Source organism: Melaminivora jejuensis, assembly GCF_017811175.1.
Taxonomy (GTDB): Bacteria; Pseudomonadota; Gammaproteobacteria; order Burkholderiales; family Burkholderiaceae_C; genus Melaminivora; species Melaminivora jejuensis.
The window spans coordinates 2,966,944-2,986,542 of the sequence record NZ_JACWIJ010000002.1 but is presented as its reverse complement, the minus strand read 5'-3'; the positions used below and the strand labels follow the sequence as shown (position 1 = coordinate 2,986,542).

Annotated in this window: 15 protein-coding genes, 1 pseudogene and 1 CRISPR repeat array; of the genes and pseudogenes, 4 read left to right on the top strand and 12 right to left on the bottom strand. The window is 64.3% G+C overall.

Annotated elements, in window-relative coordinates:
- Window positions 1-165: 165 nt before the first annotated feature.
- Window positions 166-1,353: pseudogene (locus tag IDM45_RS14110) on the bottom strand (threonine ammonia-lyase); the annotation flags it as partial.
- Window positions 1,347-1,601 (bottom strand): DUF2061 domain-containing protein, encoded by a 255-nt coding sequence (locus IDM45_RS14105; protein WP_209423420.1) that lies wholly within the window; start codon window positions 1,599-1,601, stop codon window positions 1,347-1,349. The gene IDM45_RS14105 and the pseudogene IDM45_RS14110, both read right to left, overlap by 7 nt.
- A gap of 221 nt (window positions 1,602-1,822) precedes the next feature.
- Here IDM45_RS14105 and IDM45_RS14100 point away from each other — a divergent pair, with 221 nt between their 5' ends.
- The 3 genes from IDM45_RS14100 to IDM45_RS14090 all read left to right on the top strand — a co-directional run bounded on the left by IDM45_RS14100 (window position 1,823) and on the right by IDM45_RS14090 (window position 4,754).
- The gene (locus IDM45_RS14100) at window positions 1,823-2,869 is read left to right on the top strand and encodes an SPFH domain-containing protein (RefSeq protein ID WP_209423419.1); all 1,047 of its coding nucleotides are present in this window, start codon (window positions 1,823-1,825) and stop codon (window positions 2,867-2,869) included.
- A gap of 67 nt (window positions 2,870-2,936) precedes the next feature.
- A complete protein-coding gene (locus IDM45_RS14095; protein WP_209423418.1) occupies window positions 2,937-4,478 on the top strand; it encodes a DUF4178 domain-containing protein in 1,542 nt (513 codons plus the stop codon).
- A 48-nt stretch (window positions 4,479-4,526) separates the two neighbouring features.
- Window positions 4,527-4,754, top strand: a complete 228-nt coding sequence (locus IDM45_RS14090; RefSeq protein ID WP_209423417.1) for a DUF350 domain-containing protein — start codon at window positions 4,527-4,529, stop codon at window positions 4,752-4,754.
- A 94-nt stretch (window positions 4,755-4,848) separates the two neighbouring features.
- Here the strand turns inward: IDM45_RS14090 and IDM45_RS14085 are convergent, their stop codons facing one another.
- From IDM45_RS14085 to IDM45_RS14040, 10 genes are all read right to left on the bottom strand, one after another.
- Entirely contained in the window at window positions 4,849-5,052 is a 204-nt protein-coding gene (locus IDM45_RS14085) for a hypothetical protein (protein WP_209423416.1), read from the bottom strand.
- A gap of 114 nt (window positions 5,053-5,166) precedes the next feature.
- Window positions 5,167-10,054: direct repeats of the CRISPR family, unit length 36 nt; unit sequence GTTTCAATCCACGCCCGTCATTTCTGACGAGCGAAC.
- Window positions 10,055-10,272: 218 nt separating this feature from the next.
- Window positions 10,273-10,563 carry a CRISPR-associated endonuclease Cas2 gene (cas2, locus tag IDM45_RS14080; protein WP_209423415.1) on the bottom strand — a complete coding sequence of 97 codons (291 nt, stop codon included), beginning with the start codon at window positions 10,561-10,563 and terminating at the stop codon, window positions 10,273-10,275.
- Between the two features lie 9 nt (window positions 10,564-10,572).
- Window positions 10,573-11,601: a type I-C CRISPR-associated endonuclease Cas1c gene (gene cas1c / locus IDM45_RS14075; protein ID WP_209423414.1), complete on the bottom strand. Its 1,029-nt coding sequence runs from the start codon at window positions 11,599-11,601 to the stop codon at window positions 10,573-10,575.
- A gap of 28 nt (window positions 11,602-11,629) precedes the next feature.
- Window positions 11,630-12,271 (bottom strand): CRISPR-associated protein Cas4, encoded by a 642-nt coding sequence (gene cas4 / locus IDM45_RS14070; RefSeq protein WP_209423413.1) that lies wholly within the window; start codon window positions 12,269-12,271, stop codon window positions 11,630-11,632.
- Window positions 12,272-12,274: 3 nt separating this feature from the next.
- A complete protein-coding gene (locus tag IDM45_RS14065; protein ID WP_209423412.1) occupies window positions 12,275-13,147 on the bottom strand; it encodes a BRO-N domain-containing protein in 873 nt (290 codons plus the stop codon).
- Window positions 13,148-13,161: 14 nt separating this feature from the next.
- Window positions 13,162-14,148 carry a type I-C CRISPR-associated protein Cas7/Csd2 gene (gene cas7c / locus IDM45_RS14060; protein ID WP_209423411.1) on the bottom strand — a complete coding sequence of 329 codons (987 nt, stop codon included), beginning with the start codon at window positions 14,146-14,148 and terminating at the stop codon, window positions 13,162-13,164.
- The gene (gene cas8c, locus IDM45_RS14055; RefSeq protein ID WP_209423410.1) at window positions 14,145-15,914 is read right to left on the bottom strand and encodes a type I-C CRISPR-associated protein Cas8c/Csd1; all 1,770 of its coding nucleotides are present in this window, start codon (window positions 15,912-15,914) and stop codon (window positions 14,145-14,147) included. Before cas8c ends, cas7c begins: the two co-directional genes overlap by 4 nt.
- A complete protein-coding gene (cas5c, locus tag IDM45_RS14050; protein WP_209423409.1) occupies window positions 15,911-16,576 on the bottom strand; it encodes a type I-C CRISPR-associated protein Cas5c in 666 nt (221 codons plus the stop codon). Before cas5c ends, cas8c begins: the two co-directional genes overlap by 4 nt.
- A gap of 197 nt (window positions 16,577-16,773) precedes the next feature.
- The gene (locus IDM45_RS14045) at window positions 16,774-17,112 is read right to left on the bottom strand and encodes a hypothetical protein (protein ID WP_209423408.1); all 339 of its coding nucleotides are present in this window, start codon (window positions 17,110-17,112) and stop codon (window positions 16,774-16,776) included.
- Entirely contained in the window at window positions 17,076-19,031 is a 1,956-nt protein-coding gene (locus IDM45_RS14040; RefSeq protein WP_209423407.1) for a CRISPR-associated endonuclease Cas3'', read from the bottom strand. Before IDM45_RS14040 ends, IDM45_RS14045 begins: the two co-directional genes overlap by 37 nt.
- Before the next feature lie 165 nt (window positions 19,032-19,196).
- Here IDM45_RS14040 and IDM45_RS14035 point away from each other — a divergent pair, with 165 nt between their 5' ends.
- Window positions 19,197-19,595, top strand: a complete 399-nt coding sequence (locus tag IDM45_RS14035; protein ID WP_209424136.1) for a YkgJ family cysteine cluster protein — start codon at window positions 19,197-19,199, stop codon at window positions 19,593-19,595.
- Window positions 19,596-19,599 lie beyond the last annotated feature (4 nt).

Sequence of the window (19,599 nt, the reverse complement as noted above, 5' to 3'; positions counted from 1 at the left end):
GCCGGGATCACGAAGGGGATGACGCCGACCACGGACTCCACAGGATCGACCGGATGGATGGTGTCGGCAGCAAGAGCAGGGTCGTGGGTCATGGCGCGTCTCCGGTGGCTTCATGGGTGGGGGGGTGCCGGCCAGTGTAGCGGAGCAGGGCGCGGCGTGCTCCTGCGCCTGCATGTCGGCGGCGCGCAGGGCGGCCAGCACCTGCTGGATGTGCGCGCGCCCGCGCGTTTGCAGCACCAGCTCGATCTCCACGTTCTGCGCCGCCAGCAGCGTGAAGGCGCGCTGGTGGTGGACTTCCTCGATGTTGGCGCCGGCAGCGGCCACGGTGGCGGTGATGCGCGCCAGCGCGCCCGGCACATCGCGCACGCTGACGGTGATGCGCGCCAGCCGGCCCGAGCGCACCATGCCGCGCTCGATGATGGCCGCCAGCAGCAGCGGGTCGATATTGCCGCCCGACAGCACCAGGCCGACGCGCTTGCCGGCAAAGCGCGCGCCGTGGCGCAGGAGCGCCGCCAGGCCGGCGGCGCCCGCGCCCTCGACCAGGGTCTTCTCGATCTCCAGCAGCATCAGCACGGCCTGCTCGATGTCGCCCTCCTCGACCAGCAAGAGGTCGTCCACCAGGCGGCGAATAGCTTCGCGCGTGATCTCGCCGGGCTGGCCCACGGCAATGCCCTCGGCAATCGTCGAAGTGCCCTGCGCGTGCTGCGTGCCCTGCACCGCATTGACCATGGCCGGAAACCGCGCCGCCTGCACGCCGACGATCTCCAGCCCGGGCTTGAGCGCCCGCGCCGCCGTGGCCATGCCGGCCAGCAGCCCGCCACCGCCGACCGAGACGACCAGCGCGTCCAGATCGGGCTGCTCGGCCAGCATCTCCAGCGCCACCGTGCCCTGGCCGGCAGCAATCGCCGCATCGTCGTAGGGGTGGATGAAAGTCAGGTGCTGCTGCTCGGCCAGCTCGTAGGCATGGGCGCGCGCCTGCTCCAGCGTGTCGCCGTGCAAGACCACCTCGGCGCCGAAGCCGCGCGTGCGCTCGACCTTGACTCCGGGGGTGAAACTGGGCATGACGATGACCGCGCGCAGGCCCAGGCGCTGTGCGTGATACGCCACGCCCTGGGCATGGTTGCCGGCGCTCATGGCGACCACGCCACGCGCGCGCTCCTCGGCCGTGAGCTGCGCCAGCCGGTTGCAGGCGCCCCGCTCCTTGAAGGAGGCAGTGAACTGCAGGTTCTCGAATTTCAGGAAGACCTGCGCGCCCACGATCTGCGACAGCGTGCGCGATTCGAGACAGGGAGTACGCAGTACCTGGCCGTCCAGCCGGGCGGCGGCGGCCTGAATGTCTTGCAGGGTCAGCATGGGCGCATTGTCGCGCCGGCGCCGCTGCCCGCGCGCCGCTGCAAGGCGCGTTCCCAGGTTTTTTCATGGAAGAAGAAGGCCACCGCCTGCACCGTCGGCTCCAGCAGGCTCAGCGTCAGCGAGGCCAGCAAATTGCCCGTGACCAGATAAGCCACGCCGGCGGCCACGCAGATATGGATGACGTAGTAGCTGGCCGTCTTCATCAGGGTCAGGCGGTGGTGCTGCAGGGTTTGGCGTATGCGGGTCATGGCAGTGCTCCTGGTGGGAATGCGACAAATGATAATTATTCTCATTTGACCCTGCCAATCGAATTTCTCTAACCCGGCGATTGCCGGCGCTTGCCAGCGCCGCAGCAACCCCGCGCACCGGCTGCAGCGCTGGCTATGATGGCTGCCGTCCGGCGCCAGCCCCCTCTCCTTTCGCCCTTCCCCCTTCTCTTGTCCTCAACTGCCCGCACCAGGAGCGCACCATGGCCCTCATGGATTTCATCAAGAAACAGTTCATCGACATCCTGCAATGGACGGAGGACGGCGACGGCACGCTGGCCTGGCGCTTTCCGATGCGGGACATGGAAATCCAGAACGGCGCCACTCTGGTGGTGCGCGAGTCGCAGATGGCCGTCTTCGTCAACGAGGGCCAGGTGGCCGACGTCTTCGGCCCGGGCAGCTACAAGCTGACCACCCAGACCCTGCCGGTGCTGACCTATCTGAAGAACTGGGACAAATTGTTCGAATCGCCCTTCAAGAGCGATGTGTACTTCTTCAGCACGCGCCAGCAGGTCGATCAGAAGTGGGGGACGCCCCAGCCCATCACCATCCGCGACGCGGACTTCGGCGCCGTGCGGCTGCGGGCCTTTGGCAACTACGCCTGGCGCGTGGCCGACCCCAAGGTGTTCCACACCGAAATCTCCGGCACGCGCGCCGAATATGTCGTCTCCGACCTGGACGGCCAGCTACGCGGCCTGGTGCTGCAAAACATCAGCAACGCCATCGCCGGCAGCGGCGTGCCCTTCCTCGACCTGGCGGCCAACCAGACCATGTTTGCCGAAGCGCTGGCCAACGCCCTGCAGCCGGCCTTTGCGCGCATCGGCCTCAAGCTCGAAAGCGTGACGGTGCAAAACCTGTCGCTGCCCGAGGAGCTGCAGAAAATCCTCGACCAGAAGATCGGCATGGGCATGGTCGGGGGCGACATGGGCAAGTTCATGCAATACCAGACCGCCCAGGCCATCCCGAAATTCGCCGAAGGCGCCGGCCACGGCGGCGGCGTGGCCGGTGACGCCATGGGCCTGGGCGCCGGCGTGGCGCTGGGCCAGGTGCTGGCGCAAAACCTGCAGGCCGGCCTGCAGGGCGGCGGCAATGCCGGCGCGGCCCCGGCAGCACCGGCAGCAGCCCCCGGCGTCAGGCCCGAGGACGTCATGGCCACCCTGGAAAAACTCGGCGAACTCAAGTCCAAGGGCATCCTGACGCAAGAGGAGTTCGACGCCAAGAAAACCGAGCTGCTCAAGAAGCTGATCTGACACTATCAAAACAATAGCTATCACCGCTTGATGGGCTTGGCTTTCAGCCTGATTTCATACTAAAAACATGGCCAGCAGCGCCCCCCAGCGCGTGTACCGCGCACCCTGCCCGGGCTGCGGCGCGCCGGTGGAGTTCCGCAGCGCGCAGTCCACCCACGCCGTCTGCCCCTACTGCCAGAGCACGGTGGTGCGCAGCGGCGAGGTGCTGCAGCGCGTGGGCCGCATGGCCGAGGTCTTCGACGACCACAGCCCGCTGCAGCTCGGCGCCAGTGGCCGGCTGCCAGCCGACTGGCCGGGCGGGCCGGGCGGGCCGGGCGGGCAGGCCTTCACGCTGATCGGCCGGCTGCAATACCAGGGCGAGCAGGGCCGCTGGGCCGAGTGGGTCGCCCTGCTGGAGGACGGCACCAGCGCCACCCTGGGCGAGGACAACGGCGCCTACGTCCTCTCGCTGCCGGCCACGGGCCGCGAACTGCCGCCGCCCGAGCGCCTGCCCCTGGGCCTGACGACCTCGGTGGCCGGCAAGCCCTTCAGCGTGGCCGCCCACCTGCAGGCGCAGCTGGTGGCCGCCGAGGGCGAGCTGCCCACGCTGGCGCCGCTGGGCCAGCCCTTCACCGTGGTCGAGCTGCGCAGCGCCGACGGCGAAGTGCTGTCCATCGACTACGGCAGCGCCCCGCCCCAGGTGCAGCGCGGGCGCAGCGTGCTGCTGCAGGATCTGGCGCTGCAGGGCCTCAAGGACGACGAATCGGTGCGCGAGGAAGCGGCGCGCCAGCTCGACTGCCCCCACTGCGGAGCGCCCGTGGCGGTGCAGCTGGACACCAGCAAAAGCTGCACCTGCCCGTCCTGCCACAGCATCATCGACCTGAGCAGCGGCCTGGGCGGCGAGCTGCGCCATGCCGCGCAGCGCAACCCCATCAGCCCGCTGATCCCGCTGGGCAGCGTGGGCCGCTTCGAGGGCGCGGACTGGCAGGTCGTGGGCTTTCAGCACCGCACCGGCGTGGAGGTTGGCGACGACGAGGAAGAATCCTTCGGCTGGGAGGAATACCTGCTCTACAACCGCCAGCGCGGCTTCATCTTCCTGGTGGACGCCAGCGACGGCTGGAGCCTGGTGCGCCCGGCCACCGGCGCGCCCACGCACAGGGACGGCACGGCGCTGGCGCAGTACTTGGGCCGCACCTACCGCCTGACCTCGCGCTACCGCGCCGAGACCGGCTACGTGGCCGGCGAGTTCTATTGGCCGGTACACAGCGGGCAGGTGACCAGCAACGCCGATTTTGCCGCTGTCGATGGCAAGGGCATCCTGTCGCGCGAGCAGGCGCCGGGCGAGGTCACCTGGTCGCACGGCCAGCGCCTGGACAGCGCCGCCGTGGCCAGCGCCTTCAAGCTCGACGCCCGCGCCGGGCTGTTTCGCCGCCAGGACGCCGGCCCCATCGGCGGCATTGGCGGAGGCAGCCTGGGCTGCGGCACCCTCATCTTGATCTTCATCGTGCTGCTGATCCTGCTGGTGCTGATGAGCAATTGCTCGGGCTCGTCGGGCAGCAGCAGCTACCGCAGCTCGGGCGGCTCCTGGGGCGGCTATACCTCGGGCGGGGGCACAAGTGATCACCTGTAGCAGCCTGCGCTCTTTCTTCATTCATCTCGTTCACAAGGAGTAAACGCCATGATGGAAATCGAATGGCTCCGGCCCGCAGCCTTTCTCGGGTCCATCCTGTACGCGCTGATCGGCGTGGTCATTTTCTGGCTGTGCTTCGTGCTGATCGACAAGATCACCCCGCACGACCTGTGGGCCGAGATAGTCGAGAAGCAAAACCGCGCGCTGGGCATGGTGGTGGCGGCGATGTGCCTGGGCATCAGCATCATCGTGGCGGCGGCGATCCATGGGGCATGAAATAGCCTGAAACAGGCTGAAAAGCCTTGTGTAGCAAGCGGTATCAGCTACTTTTTTTGAAGCAACTGGCACTGATCAGTGCATGACGACCTGATCAGCAGCCCCGGCCCGTGCGGCGGCAGCTGCCTCGGCGCGCGGGCACCTCGCCCATGAGCAGCAGTACCGGCCAGCCCACCGTCACCGTGGCTACCGCGCCAGCTCCCAGGGCCATCAGGCGTTCACTCTCCAGCGCCAGGCCCAGCAAAGCCAGCGGCACCCCCAGGCCCACCAGCGCCACACACCACAGCACACCTTTCACGTTGACCTCCGTTCATGGCTGAGTCAGGGATCGATTGGTGCCGTTTTGATTCGAGCCTGCTATTGCTGGCGAGCGAACCCGGCAGCGCAGGCGCTGGTCGGTCTGTAGCTGCTCGTTTCAATCCACGCCCGTCATTTCTGACGAGCGAACGCACCAGGGCGACGTGCTCGGATTGCACCACCTTGTTTCAATCCACGCCCGTCATTTCTGACGAGAGAACCATGCGAAGCATGGAAGGTGTGTCCTACCCATGCGTTTCAATCCACGCCCGTCATTTCTGACGAGCGAACGCCCGGCCAGCGCCCACGTTGTAGGCCAGGCTCACGTTTCAATCCACGCCCGTCATTTCTGACGAGCGAACTCACCGGCACCGCCGACAGGTTGGCGCCTACCGCGTTTCAATCCACGCCCGTCATTTCTGACGAGCGAACAGTGGGGTCGAGCGCGGCATCAAGTCGCTCGATGTTTCAATCCACGCCCGTCATTTCTGACGAGCGAACAGCTGTCCGCCGCCGGCATCACCACCAACGACTTCGTTTCAATCCACGCCCGTCATTTCTGACGAGCGAACCCAAGGGCCGCGCGCAAGCTGCATTGCAGGGCTGGTTTCAATCCACGCCCGTCATTTCTGACGAGCGAACAGCTAGTCGCGCCACTGCCCGAGGCAGTCGCGGGGTTTCAATCCACGCCCGTCATTTCTGACGAGCGAACCGTGACGCCGCCAAGACCTGGGCCGCCACGCTACAAGTTTCAATCCACGCCCGTCATTTCTGACGAGCGAACCGCCAATGCCCTGATCAGCCAGCTGCAGCAGCAGGTTTCAATCCACGCCCGTCATTTCTGACGAGCGAACGAGCTTGAGCGCGGCCAGCGCAGCAGCGGACGCTGTTTCAATCCACGCCCGTCATTTCTGACGAGCGAACAGCCGGCAACGCCAACTTCGCGCACGCCCAGGCCCTGTTTCAATCCACGCCCGTCATTTCTGACGAGCGAACTTCAACGTCAAGTGCCATAGGGGCGCCTCAAAATGTTTCAATCCACGCCCGTCATTTCTGACGAGCGAACCGCAAGGCCATCAGCGACCTCAACAACGAACTGTTGTTTCAATCCACGCCCGTCATTTCTGACGAGCGAACCGGCACCATCCAGCGCTTCGGCGAGACTATTGCCGTTTCAATCCACGCCCGTCATTTCTGACGAGCGAACGCGCCCACGGCTGCCACTTTGGCCTGCAGGCTGCTGTTTCAATCCACGCCCGTCATTTCTGACGAGCGAACGACAACGCCAAAGCCAGCTACGACACCATCAAGGTTTCAATCCACGCCCGTCATTTCTGACGAGCGAACTCCTGCGCCCCAGCAGACTGCTGGATGCCGGCGGGGTTTCAATCCACGCCCGTCATTTCTGACGAGCGAACGGCCCACGGTGCGGGTCTCTTCGCTGATGTCCGGGTTTCAATCCACGCCCGTCATTTCTGACGAGCGAACATCGGGCGAGCGCCGCCAGCGCGTGCGCGTCAAGTTTCAATCCACGCCCGTCATTTCTGACGAGCGAACGGCCCACGGTGCGGGTCTCTTCGCTGATGTCCGGGTTTCAATCCACGCCCGTCATTTCTGACGAGCGAACGCAGCGGTGCGCGGTCGAGGTTGCGCAGCAGGCCGTTTCAATCCACGCCCGTCATTTCTGACGAGCGAACCTGGCCAGCACCCTGACCGACGAGCAAAAAGCCGTTTCAATCCACGCCCGTCATTTCTGACGAGCGAACCCAGCGCAACTGTCCACGGGTAGGCGCGGGCGTTGTTTCAATCCACGCCCGTCATTTCTGACGAGCGAACCCTCAGGCAGCACCGAAGTCGTGTCCACCAGTACCGTTTCAATCCACGCCCGTCATTTCTGACGAGCGAACCACCGCCAACGACCCCGGCATCGTGGCCGGCCAGATGTTTCAATCCACGCCCGTCATTTCTGACGAGCGAACCTCCAACGCTTGGCTGGCAGCGGCAGCCTTGGCCTTGTTTCAATCCACGCCCGTCATTTCTGACGAGCGAACGCGCCCACGGCTGCCACTTTGGCCTGCAGGCTGCTGTTTCAATCCACGCCCGTCATTTCTGACGAGCGAACCGTCGTTCAGCACGGTTTCCACGTCCGATTCGATGTTTCAATCCACGCCCGTCATTTCTGACGAGCGAACAGGCGAAGTGCATAGGGGACTGAATTACTCAAGTGTTTCAATCCACGCCCGTCATTTCTGACGAGCGAACCGAAACGGAAGTGGTCGAAGTCTGGCCCGACAACGTTTCAATCCACGCCCGTCATTTCTGACGAGCGAACGCCGGAGATGTACGCCTGCGCCTGGCCGTGCATGTTTCAATCCACGCCCGTCATTTCTGACGAGCGAACGCCATGGAACAAGGCAGCGTCGTAGGCGCTCAGGTTTCAATCCACGCCCGTCATTTCTGACGAGCGAACTTGATGGCGCCCAGGCCAACCTGCCAGTTCGACCGGTTTCAATCCACGCCCGTCATTTCTGACGAGCGAACCAAGGGCCGCGCGCAAGCTGCATTGCAGGGCTGGTTTCAATCCACGCCCGTCATTTCTGACGAGCGAACCATGATGGTTTGCCCCCGGAGGGCATAGGTTGATGTTTCAATCCACGCCCGTCATTTCTGACGAGCGAACAACAGCTCGGTGTTGCTGGTGTCGATCTTCTCCACGTTTCAATCCACGCCCGTCATTTCTGACGAGCGAACGGCAAAGGCATGGGCGGAAAAAACCGCCAATGAGGTTTCAATCCACGCCCGTCATTTCTGACGAGCGAACCGATTTCGCTGATGCTGTCGATGACGATGGCCTTGTTTCAATCCACGCCCGTCATTTCTGACGAGCGAACTGATGGCGCCCAGGCCAACGGCCCAGTTGCTGCGCTTGTTTCAATCCACGCCCGTCATTTCTGACGAGCGAACCCCGCGAACTGCACCACACGCTGATCCGGCTCCTGTTTCAATCCACGCCCGTCATTTCTGACGAGCGAACACCGTCGATGCCGCCACCCTGGACATCACCGGGCTGTTTCAATCCACGCCCGTCATTTCTGACGAGCGAACCGGGGGTTGATCGTTGCGATCCTGCCCAAGGCCGGTTTCAATCCACGCCCGTCATTTCTGACGAGCGAACCCGCTTCGGTTGCGTTAAACCAGCCGTCCAGGTTGTTTCAATCCACGCCCGTCATTTCTGACGAGCGAACGCGCCACCGGCGCGGCGCCGTCCTTGGTGATGCGGTTTCAATCCACGCCCGTCATTTCTGACGAGCGAACGCCAGAGGGTGGATATGTGGTTTTCCGTAACGGAGTTTCAATCCACGCCCGTCATTTCTGACGAGCGAACCCCTGCTGGGCGTTGTGCCAGGTGGCACGCATGAGTTTCAATCCACGCCCGTCATTTCTGACGAGCGAACGTTGTGGGCGTGCTGGGCATGATGGGTACCATCTGGTTTCAATCCACGCCCGTCATTTCTGACGAGCGAACGCCAACTGCTGCGCCAGTTCGGCTTCGAGATTCGCGTTTCAATCCACGCCCGTCATTTCTGACGAGCGAACTCGCGGTGTGCCTGCAGTCGATGCAGTGGGGCATGTTTCAATCCACGCCCGTCATTTCTGACGAGCGAACTGGCGAGATCGAAACAGCCGCCCTTGCCATCGAGGTTTCAATCCACGCCCGTCATTTCTGACGAGCGAACTGCGCTTCGGCGCCATCCATCCCATTCAAGGATTGGTTTCAATCCACGCCCGTCATTTCTGACGAGCGAACCGCATCAGCCATGACGATGAGCATGGACAAGGTCATGTTTCAATCCACGCCCGTCATTTCTGACGAGCGAACGACCGCTGCTCAGGTGGTGAGCATGTTCCAGACGTTTCAATCCACGCCCGTCATTTCTGACGAGCGAACCTGCCTTCGGGCGGCCCTTTTTGCAAGACCGACTGTTTCAATCCACGCCCGTCATTTCTGACGAGCGAACGTCCGGGAAGGTCGCCATCATCGGTGCGGACATGTTTCAATCCACGCCCGTCATTTCTGACGAGCGAACCGGTGCGGACATGAAGTTCACGCCGTTCGCCATGTTTCAATCCACGCCCGTCATTTCTGACGAGCGAACGCGCAGAGTCGATCAAGTCCGACAAGCCGACCAGTGTTTCAATCCACGCCCGTCATTTCTGACGAGCGAACACGCCGACGCCCTACAGACGCACATCGAGCACATGGTTTCAATCCACGCCCGTCATTTCTGACGAGCGAACCGCCGGCTGTCCTGGCCGTGTGCATCAAGGGCCTGTTTCAATCCACGCCCGTCATTTCTGACGAGCGAACCAGTGGACTTACACCAAGACCAAGCTGGAGCCGCTGTTTCAATCCACGCCCGTCATTTCTGACGAGCGAACGACAGTCGGCTCCCGGTTGGTACGGTGAAATTCGGTTTCAATCCACGCCCGTCATTTCTGACGAGCGAACACTGCGCCACCTCGCCCCAGATCATCCCGGCATAGTTTCAATCCACGCCCGTCATTTCTGACGAGCGAACTTGCCAAGCGCGACACATCGGCCATCCCTGAGCCGTTTCAATCCACGCCCGTCATTTCTGACGAGCGAACAAGACCTCGATCCGCATTCGCTGGCGCACTGGCGTGTTTCAATCCACGCCCGTCATTTCTGACGAGCGAACTGTCCAGGGCTTGTTTGATCTTTTTGCTTGCGTCTGTTTCAATCCACGCCCGTCATTTCTGACGAGCGAACCCAAGCGCGCCGAAGAGCGGCAGGAGCGCGAGCGCGTTTCAATCCACGCCCGTCATTTCTGACGAGCGAACGCGCGGTGGCGCGCCGGCTGCGCACGTAGGCGTTGTTTCAATCCACGCCCGTCATTTCTGACGAGCGAACAGCGGCTGATGCGCCAGGCGATGGACGCGCACCTGTTTCAATCCACGCCCGTCATTTCTGACGAGCGAACCCTTCCTCGGCAACTCCTTGTTTTTCAAGGCTTTTTCTTCCTCCACGCGCGAAGCTCCTGCAGATACTGCGGAACATGACCGAGGCGGATGTCGAAAAACAAGAAAAACCATTGTTATCAAAGACTTGGGGAGAGCGCGAACCTGCCACGATGGCGGCCACCGCTTGGGGTTCGCGGCAGCCACCATAGCACGCAGTTCAGCAAGGTCTTGCAGTTGTTCAAAGCACAAGCGGCCCATCGAAATCGGTTGCCTTGAATGTGCCATGCTCCAGTACCTCAAACCCTCGAGTACCAGGAATGCGATACATCCGCAGGCAGTCCTGCGCAGGATCGATTTCCGCCAGCAGCCGGCGCTCCAGTTCTTCGAACCGCGCCACATCCACCTGACACTCGAACACCGACTTCTGCACCCGCTGTCCCGTGCTCTCGCACACTTTGGCGACGCGGCGCAGGCGGCGGCGACCGGCCTTGGTTTCGGTATTGACGTCGTAGCAAACCAGCACCAGCACGGCTGCCTCCTATTTGGGCACAAATGGGATGTACGGCGCGGCGCTGTCGCGCACGGCGCGCGCCATCAGCCGGGCCTGCACCAATGGCACCAGCCCCAAGGGCAGCGTCTGCGCCAGCAGCGGATGGCTGATCTCGTCCTTCTTGCGCTCCTGGAAGGCGACGACCACGGCCTTGCGCGCGTCTGGCGCAAGCGCTACGGCGCCGCCCTCGCGCATCGCGAAATCATGGTCGTTCAACTGGCCGCGGTTGATGAGGGTGAGCGCCAGGCGATCGGCCCAGGGGCGAAATTCCTCCATCAAGTCCAGGGCCAGGGCAGCCCGGCCCGGGCGCAGTGCGTGCAAAAAGCCCGCCTGCGGATCCAGCCCAGCCGCCTCCAGCGCACTGCGGCAATCGTTCATCCACATGGCGTACAAAAAAGACAGCAGAGCGTTGAAGCGGTCACGCGGCGGGCGACGGGTGCGACCGTCCATGGCGAAGGTGGCGCGCTGGTCGGGACGCACCAGCAGATTCAGGCCGCTGAAATACTGCCGCGCGGCTTCGCCCTCCACGCCGCGCAGGCCGTCCAGGCTGCCGGCAGCGGGCAGGGCGCGCAGACTGGCCGCCAGGTCGTCGGCCAAACGGGCCAGCGCGGCGGCCTCGGCTTCCGTCTTGGCCTCGCGCGCGCCGCGCTGTAAAACCTGTCGGCAGTTCTTGACCTTACCGGCCACGCAGGCGCGCGCCGTGTCCAGCGTGAAGGCCGCGTCCGCCAATCGCTGGAACTGCGCCTGGCGCAGCAGCACGTTGCCGCTCATCGCGCCCTCCAGGCGCGCCTTGTAGCGGCCGTTGTCGTCCAGCAGCACCAGGGCAATGCCCTCGTCGGCCAGCCGGTGCATCAGCGGCGCGGACAGGCCGACGTGACCAAAGCAGACCACTGCGCTCAGGTGGTGCAGCGGCACGCGCAGCCGCGTCTCGCGCTCGACCTCCACGCGCAGCGTGTCGTTGTCCAGCCGCAGCCAGGCGCCCTCCAGGGTGACGTACAGAGTGTTGAGCAGTTGCATGCCGGTCTCCTGCGCCGGGGCGGCGGCGTTATGCGTCGGGGTCGAACAGCGTCTGGCGGGCAGCATCCAGGCCGGCGTGCGTGGCCAGCGGCTGGCAGCGGTCGATGAGCGAGCAGCCCTTGCAGCGCCGCGTCGCCTGCTCGCCTGCCAGCGGCGGTGGCAACTCGCCACTGGCCAGCATCTGGCGGATGGCCTGCGCGGTATCGACGACCTGGGCGCGCAATTCGGCATGGATGACCACCACCCGGCGCCGGCGCGAGCTGGCGTAGTACAGCGCACCCTCGGGTACGGGCTGGCCGGTCATGTGTTCCAGGCACAGCGCCTGCGCAGCCAGCTGCAGGTCGTCGCAGGCGGCGATGTCGGCCGCCTTGTGGCGGCTGCCGTGCTTGTATTCGACCGGGTAGGGCGCGCCACCGGGCAAAAATTCGACCACGTCGGACTTGCCCACCAACCCCAGCACGTCATGCCACAGCGGCAGCGCGCGCTCCACACGCACGCCACGGGCCGTCTCGACGCCGGGCTGGTCGGTGCGCGCGTGCATGGCTTGGCCACGCAGGGTGTGCAGGTTGTCGTCGAAGGCCTGCTCCAGATGGATCAGGCCGCACTGGCGCGGGCAGTAGCACCAGTGTTGCAGCGCCGACAGGGGAATGGGGTCGGGCGTCTCGGCCATGGCTCAGCCCTGGCGCTTGCCGCCTTTGGGCGCGGGCTTGCGCGGCAGGCGGGCCGGGGGCTGGACATCAGGCGGCAGGTAGTTCGATGCAGACACCACCGGCTGGCCGGTCTGGCTCTCCAGTTGCTGGCGCGCCTGGCCGGCAATGCGCCCGCCGGCCTGCGCGGCGGTCTTGTTCTCGGCCATGCCGGTGGCCTGCTGGCGCTCGGCGATCTGGCGGGTGGACAGCTCGGCCAGCGCGGTGAAGATGAGCTCGGCCTCGCTCATGTGGTCGCGCAGGTTATGGCTGGTCAGGCCCTTGGTCTGTTTGTGCTCGGCCACGGACAGGCCCGACCATTCCTGGTGGATCAGGTTGGTGAGGATGGCGAACTCGCGCCCCTGCTGGATGCCGTGTTCGCTCCAGTAGTCGGTGAGCTTGTTGCGCGTCTCCTGCCCGGTCATGCGCTGCTGGATCCACTTGTCGCTGCGGCCCTGCTGCTGCCAGGTCTGGCGGGCGCGCTCCAGCGACAGGGCCGGGTCGGTGATCTCCTGCATGCGCTCGTAGCCGACCTTGGCAAGCCAGAGCTTGATGGGCTCGGCTTTGGGGCTGGGGATGGACTGGACGATGCGCAGCAGCGTTGCCGCCTTGGCGCAGTCGGTCTCGCGTTTCCTGCCGTCCGGCGCCGTGAGTTTCAACTGTACGATTTCCGCGTACGGTTGCTCCGACCCGGCCTCGCGCGCCAGTTTGCGCTTGAGGTCTGACCAATACCTGCGCGCATTGGTCGTACCGGTCAGCACCTGCACGATGTCAATCACGGAGAACCACCAGGTCTCGGTGGCCTCGTCATAGATGCGGCGGATGGACTGGCCTTCGAAATCAGTGGGCAGCACTTTCATGGCCGGCCCTCCCGTCAGCAAAGCCGACGCAATGTGACGCCAGGCGCCGCCTGCACTCGCTCGCCAGGCGCCAGACTCTCCCCATCGAACGCCACCTCGTAGGCATCAAAGCCGCGTGCCACCTGACCCGCCTCGCGCGGTGCGACCTTCAGGCGGTCGAACAGCGCATGTGCCGGCGCGTTGCCCAGTTCGCTCTCGTGCTCGAAGACGTACAGCCCGCGCGTCGCCATCTCGCCGCGCGCGGCCGAGCGGTCGTGCTCGAACATCTGGCCGAGTGCCTGCCACAGCAGTTCCAGATCGTCCGGGCCAAAGCCGGTCTGCCTGGCGAGGAAGGAGGAGACGAAGCCATGCGCCACATACAGGCCATAGGGCACGGTGTGCTTGCGGCCCATGGTGCGGTTGTCGCCTTGCTGCTTTTCCGCTTCGGCTTCGGTGGCCACAGCCATGCGGGTGATGGAGTGCTCCAGCGCCACGATGGGCTCGACCGAACGCGCGAAAGTCAACTGCACCGGGCCGCGCACTTGGCCGCAATTGACGCCCGTGGACATCACGGCGCCGAAAGTACGCACGTCGAAGAAGTTCTGGCACATCCACTGGCGCGCCTGGAACACTTCGTCGGCGCTGCCCTTGCGCTTGTCCTTGGCAGGCTTTTTCTTCTTGGTGTCGGGCGCTTCGCTTTCTGTAGCTGCTGGCGCTTGCTCCTCGGGCGCTACGGCCATATTCAGCGCCGAATAGGCACGCTCATGCTGCTGGTTCAGGATGGCCTTTTCACGCACATAGATCTCGAAGCGCTTTTCCCCGGCGGCAGGTTCGCGCGGCTCCTGGTCTTTCACCAGGGCGACGAAATTGCGTACCTTGCGCTTGAGCGCCACGTCGGTGACCAGACCGTGCCCGGTCTCGGCATCCAGGCGCGGCATATTGCCCGCATCCGGGTCGCCGTTGGGGTTGCCGTCCTTCACATCGAAGACAAGGACGAAGTCGTAGCGTCGGGCGAGACTCATTGGGAATCCTCCTGGTTCCTGGTTTCGGTCTTGGTGAAGAAGGCCTGGCGCTGGTGGTAGTAGCCCAGCGCGAAAAGTCCTTGATCAGGCAGCCTCAGGCGCGCAGGAAATTCAGCCACTTCGCCGAGGATGTCGCCTATCAGTTTTTCCATCTGCGCCGCGCGGCCGGGGTTCAGCTTGCCCAGGTGATGGTTCTTCAGCCGCAGCAGCGTGGTGAACACAGCGACCGGCGTGCTCGAAGCGGCGCCGTAAAAGCGGTCGCGGATGGTGGCGTTGAGCCCTGGGCTAGCTTCTTCCTGAATTTTTTCCAGGGTGGCAAACAGCCGACCGAGCCGGTAGGCCGGATGGGCGTTGGACGGGTCGAGCATGGGCAGCAACTCCTTGTCGAGGCTTTTGCGAGAACGGATGAAACGATTGAGGCAGGCCTTGATGGCGGCCGCGCGCGCGTAAGTCACCTTTTGCTCGGCACGGCAGCGCAGGACGGCCAGGTTCAGCCACTGGACTGGATAAGGCAAGCCCTCCAGGATGGAGCGCAGGACGTCGCCGCCCAGCCGCGACGGGATGTTCTCCACCTTGCCTTGCAGCGCCACGGCCGTCAGTGTGCGAAACAGAGACAAATACCGCGCTTCGTGCTCGGCGTGTACGACTTGCAGGTCGTCAAAATGCTGCCGGATGCGGAGCGCCAGCTCCGCAGCGGTGGCTGTCTCCCAGAAACGGATGCTGATGCGCGCTGCGTTCGGTGCCAGGCCCAGCACGTGAAAGCGCGTGTCAGGCCCGCCCTGGGCGAACTGGCCGGTGTGGACTGTGCGGTACAGCGCCTCGACGGCCTGGACATTGCGGTCTGGATCGTCCCTGGCTGGCTCGCCGAACAGGTCGGGCAGGGCGGTTTCCAGGTCGTGCGGCGCTTCGGCCCAGAAAACCGTCGAAGCATCGCCCACCTGGATGCGCTGGCGCGAGTCGCGCGCCAACAGGTGGTTGAGCGCCGTGGTGTAGGCAAAGGTGGCCGCCTTGCCCAGCGGCGCATTGGCGCCCTGCGACTTGCCGTAAGAGTTGAAGGCGTCGAGATTGAACGAGACGATGTTGGCCCCGGAGGTCTGCGCCCCCCAGACCCCCTTGATGGCCGGGTGCAAACGCTCAATGGCCGCAGTTTCGCCCCGCACCAGGCAGACGCCATCCGGTGGCCCTTCGCTTTGCGCGAGGACGGCATGGGCGACGGCTTCACGCTGGCAGACCAGCGCCAACTCGCCCTCCAGGCGAAAACTCAACACAGGGTTGGCCGCCTGGATATCCGCCAGCGCGGGTAGATGTTGCAATGCCTCCAAGTCCAGGCCATCGAGAAACGCCAACACCGCGCGCACCCCGGCGTCATCCTGAACGCCCTCAGGCAGTTCGGCGATTCGAGCTCGGAAGGCCGCGCGCATCTCCAGCAGGCGCGCCCGATATTCACCCTCCTTGCCTTTCTGACGGCTGTCCTCAAGCTTCCTGGGGTCAGGGGTGCCCAGCACGTATTCGGCACTGTCCCATAGCAGATTGGCAGCGACGCCTGAAGTCTTCTTGACGCCCTGCGGCACCAGGAAACGCTGGCCGATCCGCTTTTTGCCCTCGACACTGCAGGTGTCAACCACGTTCCCCAAGCGCCCCTGGGCATCGATTTCCAGGATGAAGGGAATCTCCTTGTCCTCCAGCCCTTCGGCTGGAAGCCGCTGGGCTGGGTCAGGGTCTGCCTGCTTGCGCCGGTAATAGGCGTCCAGGGCCTGGAGAATCATGCGCGCACCTCCTGGCTGCCCCAGTGGGGCACCTCGACGACACCAGCGTTGAGCTGGGCGCGGAAAAAGCGCGGCTGCGGGCTGTCGGGGTTGGAGAAATCCAGATCGTGCAGCAAGTAGCCCAGGTCGCGCGTATCCGGGATGGGGGCTGCTTCAGCCTGCGGATCGTCCACCAGGCGAAAAGCTGCGGCGAACTCACGGCAACCCAGGTAGGGCTGGTTGACGCACTGTCCCTTGCGCGCACGCCGCTCGAACATCTCGTGGTACTTGACGGCATGGGCGCCCGCGTCGCGTTCCTGCAGGAACTCCAGCCCAGCATGGACGCGGTAGGCTACATCGCGCAGAAGCAGGCCGGCACGCTGCTGGCGATCGTCTTCGACGGTAAGCCCCAAGGAGCCCTTGCCCGCCCTCATGGCAGACTCGACGTTGCGCGTGGAGACAACGCTGGCCACCTCGTTGCGCCGCAGATTGATCCAGCGGATGGGCCGCAACACTTCGATCCGGTACACATGCCAGCGAATCGCCGGCTTCCATAAAACAGCCTCGAAGCAGGCGCGCGCGGCCGAAGGCGTCATCACGTCATAACTCACGCGCTCTACTTTCATCTCAGGCCGCGTAAAGCAGGCCCAGGGGCCGGACAGTTCCAGACAGTAGGTCTTCAAGACAACCTCCCAACGCAAAACCTGTAGCGATTATTCTATTTCTTAGAAAGGCCCAATGTAGTGACTTACCCTGAAAAAATGCTCTTGCCTCTTACAATGGCGCGACGCGGCCAGCCGTGCGGATTGAAACTTAGACAGGCCCAAGGTCACGCTGGCCTGAAGCTCCAGGCGGCCGGGGATTCATCCCCGGCTGTTTTTCATGTGACATAGCTCTCGCTGCGCTGCGCCTTCCCATCCGGCAGGAGGCCCAGGTCTGGGTCGTAGAGCAGGTCGCTGACCTGGACGAACAGGCCGGGCATGAGTTCCTCGATGTCGCCCTGGACTAGCAATGCCAATGCCTTCTTCTGGTGCAGCGTGACGGTGTAGCGCTGCAGCTTGCGCATCAGCCAGCGCTGCGGGCCGTCGCGGCGCAGCAGGGCGAGCCACTGGTCGATGCTCTTGTCCTGACCGTCCTTGCCGCGGTAGCGCACGACGATGGGCAGGCTATCTTCGTCGTCGATCAGGCGGAACTTTTCGGCCGCCGTGCGAAAGCCCACAGCCAGCTCGTTGCCCTGCGCCTGCAGGAGTGAACAGATGCCCGCCTTGTCGAGATCGCAGCCGTAGTACAGCCGCTCGAAATAGGCGGAAAAGCGCTCGCGCGCCAATGGCCTGCCCTGCCCATCACGCAGGACGCTGCGGCAGGCGTCCTCCCCCAGCCGCAGCAGACCTGACGGCGCTGGTCTGGGCGGCACGAACACCACCACCTCGCCCAAACCCTCCAATTCCCCTCGCGGTTGCATCGGCCGGCCGCCTGGGCGATGGAGTCCAGCCCGGCCAGCGCCCGGTACACCACAGGAACGCTGATATCGACCCCAGCCTCGATGAGCTGTGTGCTGATGATGCGGGTGGGCACGCCCGCAGCGAGCCGCTGCTTGATGTCCTGTATGAGCTGCGAGCGGTGCGCGCCGCACATGAGCGCGGACAGGTGCAGCGTGCCCGCCGGCATGGTCTGCCAGAGCGCGCGAGCGTCGTCGCGGGTGTTGACGACGGCCAGGCAGGAGGCATGCGTGGCAAGCTCTTTAGCCAGTTCAGGCCACCCGGTCGGCTGGTGCCAATCGGCAGGCAGGCGCACCCGTACGCGCTCCAGCCGGGCGTATAGCGCATCAGGATCGTCAATGATCTCACGCACCGACAAGCCATCGCTGTCCAGCCCGCGCACGTTCTGCCTGGGGTCGAAATAGCTGCGCGTGTTCAGCGCGGGCTGGGTCGCGGTGGACAAGACCACGGTGACGCCGTAGTGGCGCACCAGCAGCCGCAGCACGTCCAAAATAGGCTGCAAGAACTGCGGCGGCAGCAGTTGCGCCTCGTCCAGCACGACGATGGAATGCACGATGTTGTGCAGTTTGCGGCAGCGCGACGTGCGCGCCGCGAACAGCGACTCAAAAAACTGCACGCTCGTCGTGACGATGATGGGCGCATCCCAGTTCTCACTGGCCAGGCGCGAGGCCGCCGTTTCATCGTCCGCAGCGCTCTCGGCGTTGCTGTGGTGCTCGATCACGGCGTCACCGAAGATGCTCCGGAAGATCCCGACCGTCTGCTCGATGATGCTGGTGTAGGGAATGACGTGGATGACGCGCCGCTTGCCATGGCGATGCGCGTGCTCCATGGCAAACGCCATGCCGGACAGCGTCTTGCCACCTCCGGTAGGCACGGTGAGCGAAAACAGCCCCGGTTCCAGCAACGCGGCGGCACGACACTGGCGCAGGATGTAGCCGCGCAACGCATTGACGGGCGTCGCGGCGGCAGTCGCAGCCAGCTTTGCCATGTGCGCATCGAACTGCGGCGCCAGCTCCTGCAGTGATGGCCAGGTGTTGCGCCGCGCGAATTGCTCGGGATCCATGTAGCGCTCGGTATCAAGGAAGTCGGCATCGACCAGCGCGGAAAACAGCATTCGTACCCACAAGGCAAAACCCTCGCTGCCGCCGGGCACGTGCTGCAGGTCAGGCTTGAAGTTTTGTGTGTCCAGAAGATCGGCAGGTGGCTGAGCAGCCAGCGATTCGTCCAGCTCCTCGCGGCTTCTGGGGTCGGACAGGCGTGCGTCCAGGCTGCCGAACCAGTCGGCGAGTCCGGCGTGGTGACCGGCGATCACATACGCCAGCACACGGCCTGCGGCACCGAAACGATCGATGGCCAGCACAGCGCCCGCTGTCGAATGCGGCGCCTTGCCGGCCTCGCCCTTGATGTGGGCGTCCGCCTGAAAGCCGCTGACCAACCGGATGTAGTGTTGAAAACGCAAGCGGAATTTGCCCAGGTCGTGCCAGCGGCCTGCCAGGCGTGCCCATTGAGGACCGAAGTCACGGGCAAAAACGGCGGCAAGCTCGCCCACCTCATAGGAGTGGTCAACCAGATCGTGCGGTGCGCGCCATTGGCCGCTTGCATCGCGGGCCGCGTGGGCGATAGGTGTCAATGCGGGCAAGGTGACTCCTGCATGGTGGATGGATAGTCGAGAGACCAGGCCAATCTATGACTTTTCCTACCTTTCGCAGGCAATATCCGCAGCTTTCTTGTCCCTGATCGGAATAAATCGAAATCTGCGGAGCGGGCAAACCCTCCACAATCCGCCTCCCATGCCCCCCGCACCATCCCTCTCGCCGACATCGACCACTGCGACACCTGGACGCGCCACCGCGCCGGTCTGTGCGCGTCCTGCAACGCCAACTGCTGCACCATGCCGCTCGAAGTGCAACTGTCCGACCTGGTGCGCCTGGGCCTGGTTGAGGCCTTTGAAGCGGACAACTTCGAGCCGCGTCTGATCGCCCGGCGCCTGGCCAAGGCACGGCTGATCGACCACTTCAATGCGAAAAACCAGCTCTTCACCCTGGCACGGCGCGCCAATGGCGACTGCCAGTTCCTGGATGCGCTCACGCGCCGCTGCACGGTCTATGAGCGCCGGCCCGAAACCTGCCGCCTGCACCCGCAGCAAAAAAGCCCGCGCCCAGGCTGGTGCGCCTACGGGGCGCGGATGCCGGCCCGCAGCTGATGCC

Excerpts from the sequence above, each read along its gene's own strand:
- IDM45_RS14100 (WP_209423419.1), top strand. The coding sequence starts at position 1,823 with ATGGCCCTCATGGATTTCATCAAGAAACAGTTCATCGACATCCTGCAA.
- IDM45_RS14095 (WP_209423418.1), top strand. The coding sequence starts at position 2,937 with ATGGCCAGCAGCGCCCCCCAGCGCGTGTACCGCGCACCCTGCCCGGGC.
- IDM45_RS14105 (WP_209423420.1), bottom strand. The coding sequence starts at position 1,601 with ATGACCCGCATACGCCAAACCCTGCAGCACCACCGCCTGACCCTGATG.
- cas4 (WP_209423413.1), bottom strand. The coding sequence starts at position 12,271 with ATGGCCGAGACGCCCGACCCCATTCCCCTGTCGGCGCTGCAACACTGG.
- IDM45_RS14065 (WP_209423412.1), bottom strand. The coding sequence starts at position 13,147 with ATGAAAGTGCTGCCCACTGATTTCGAAGGCCAGTCCATCCGCCGCATC.
- cas7c (WP_209423411.1), bottom strand. The coding sequence starts at position 14,148 with ATGAGTCTCGCCCGACGCTACGACTTCGTCCTTGTCTTCGATGTGAAG.
- cas1c (WP_209423414.1), bottom strand. The coding sequence starts at position 11,601 with ATGCAACTGCTCAACACTCTGTACGTCACCCTGGAGGGCGCCTGGCTG.
- IDM45_RS14090 (WP_209423417.1), top strand. The coding sequence starts at position 4,527 with ATGATGGAAATCGAATGGCTCCGGCCCGCAGCCTTTCTCGGGTCCATC.
- cas8c (WP_209423410.1), bottom strand. The coding sequence starts at position 15,914 with ATGATTCTCCAGGCCCTGGACGCCTATTACCGGCGCAAGCAGGCAGAC.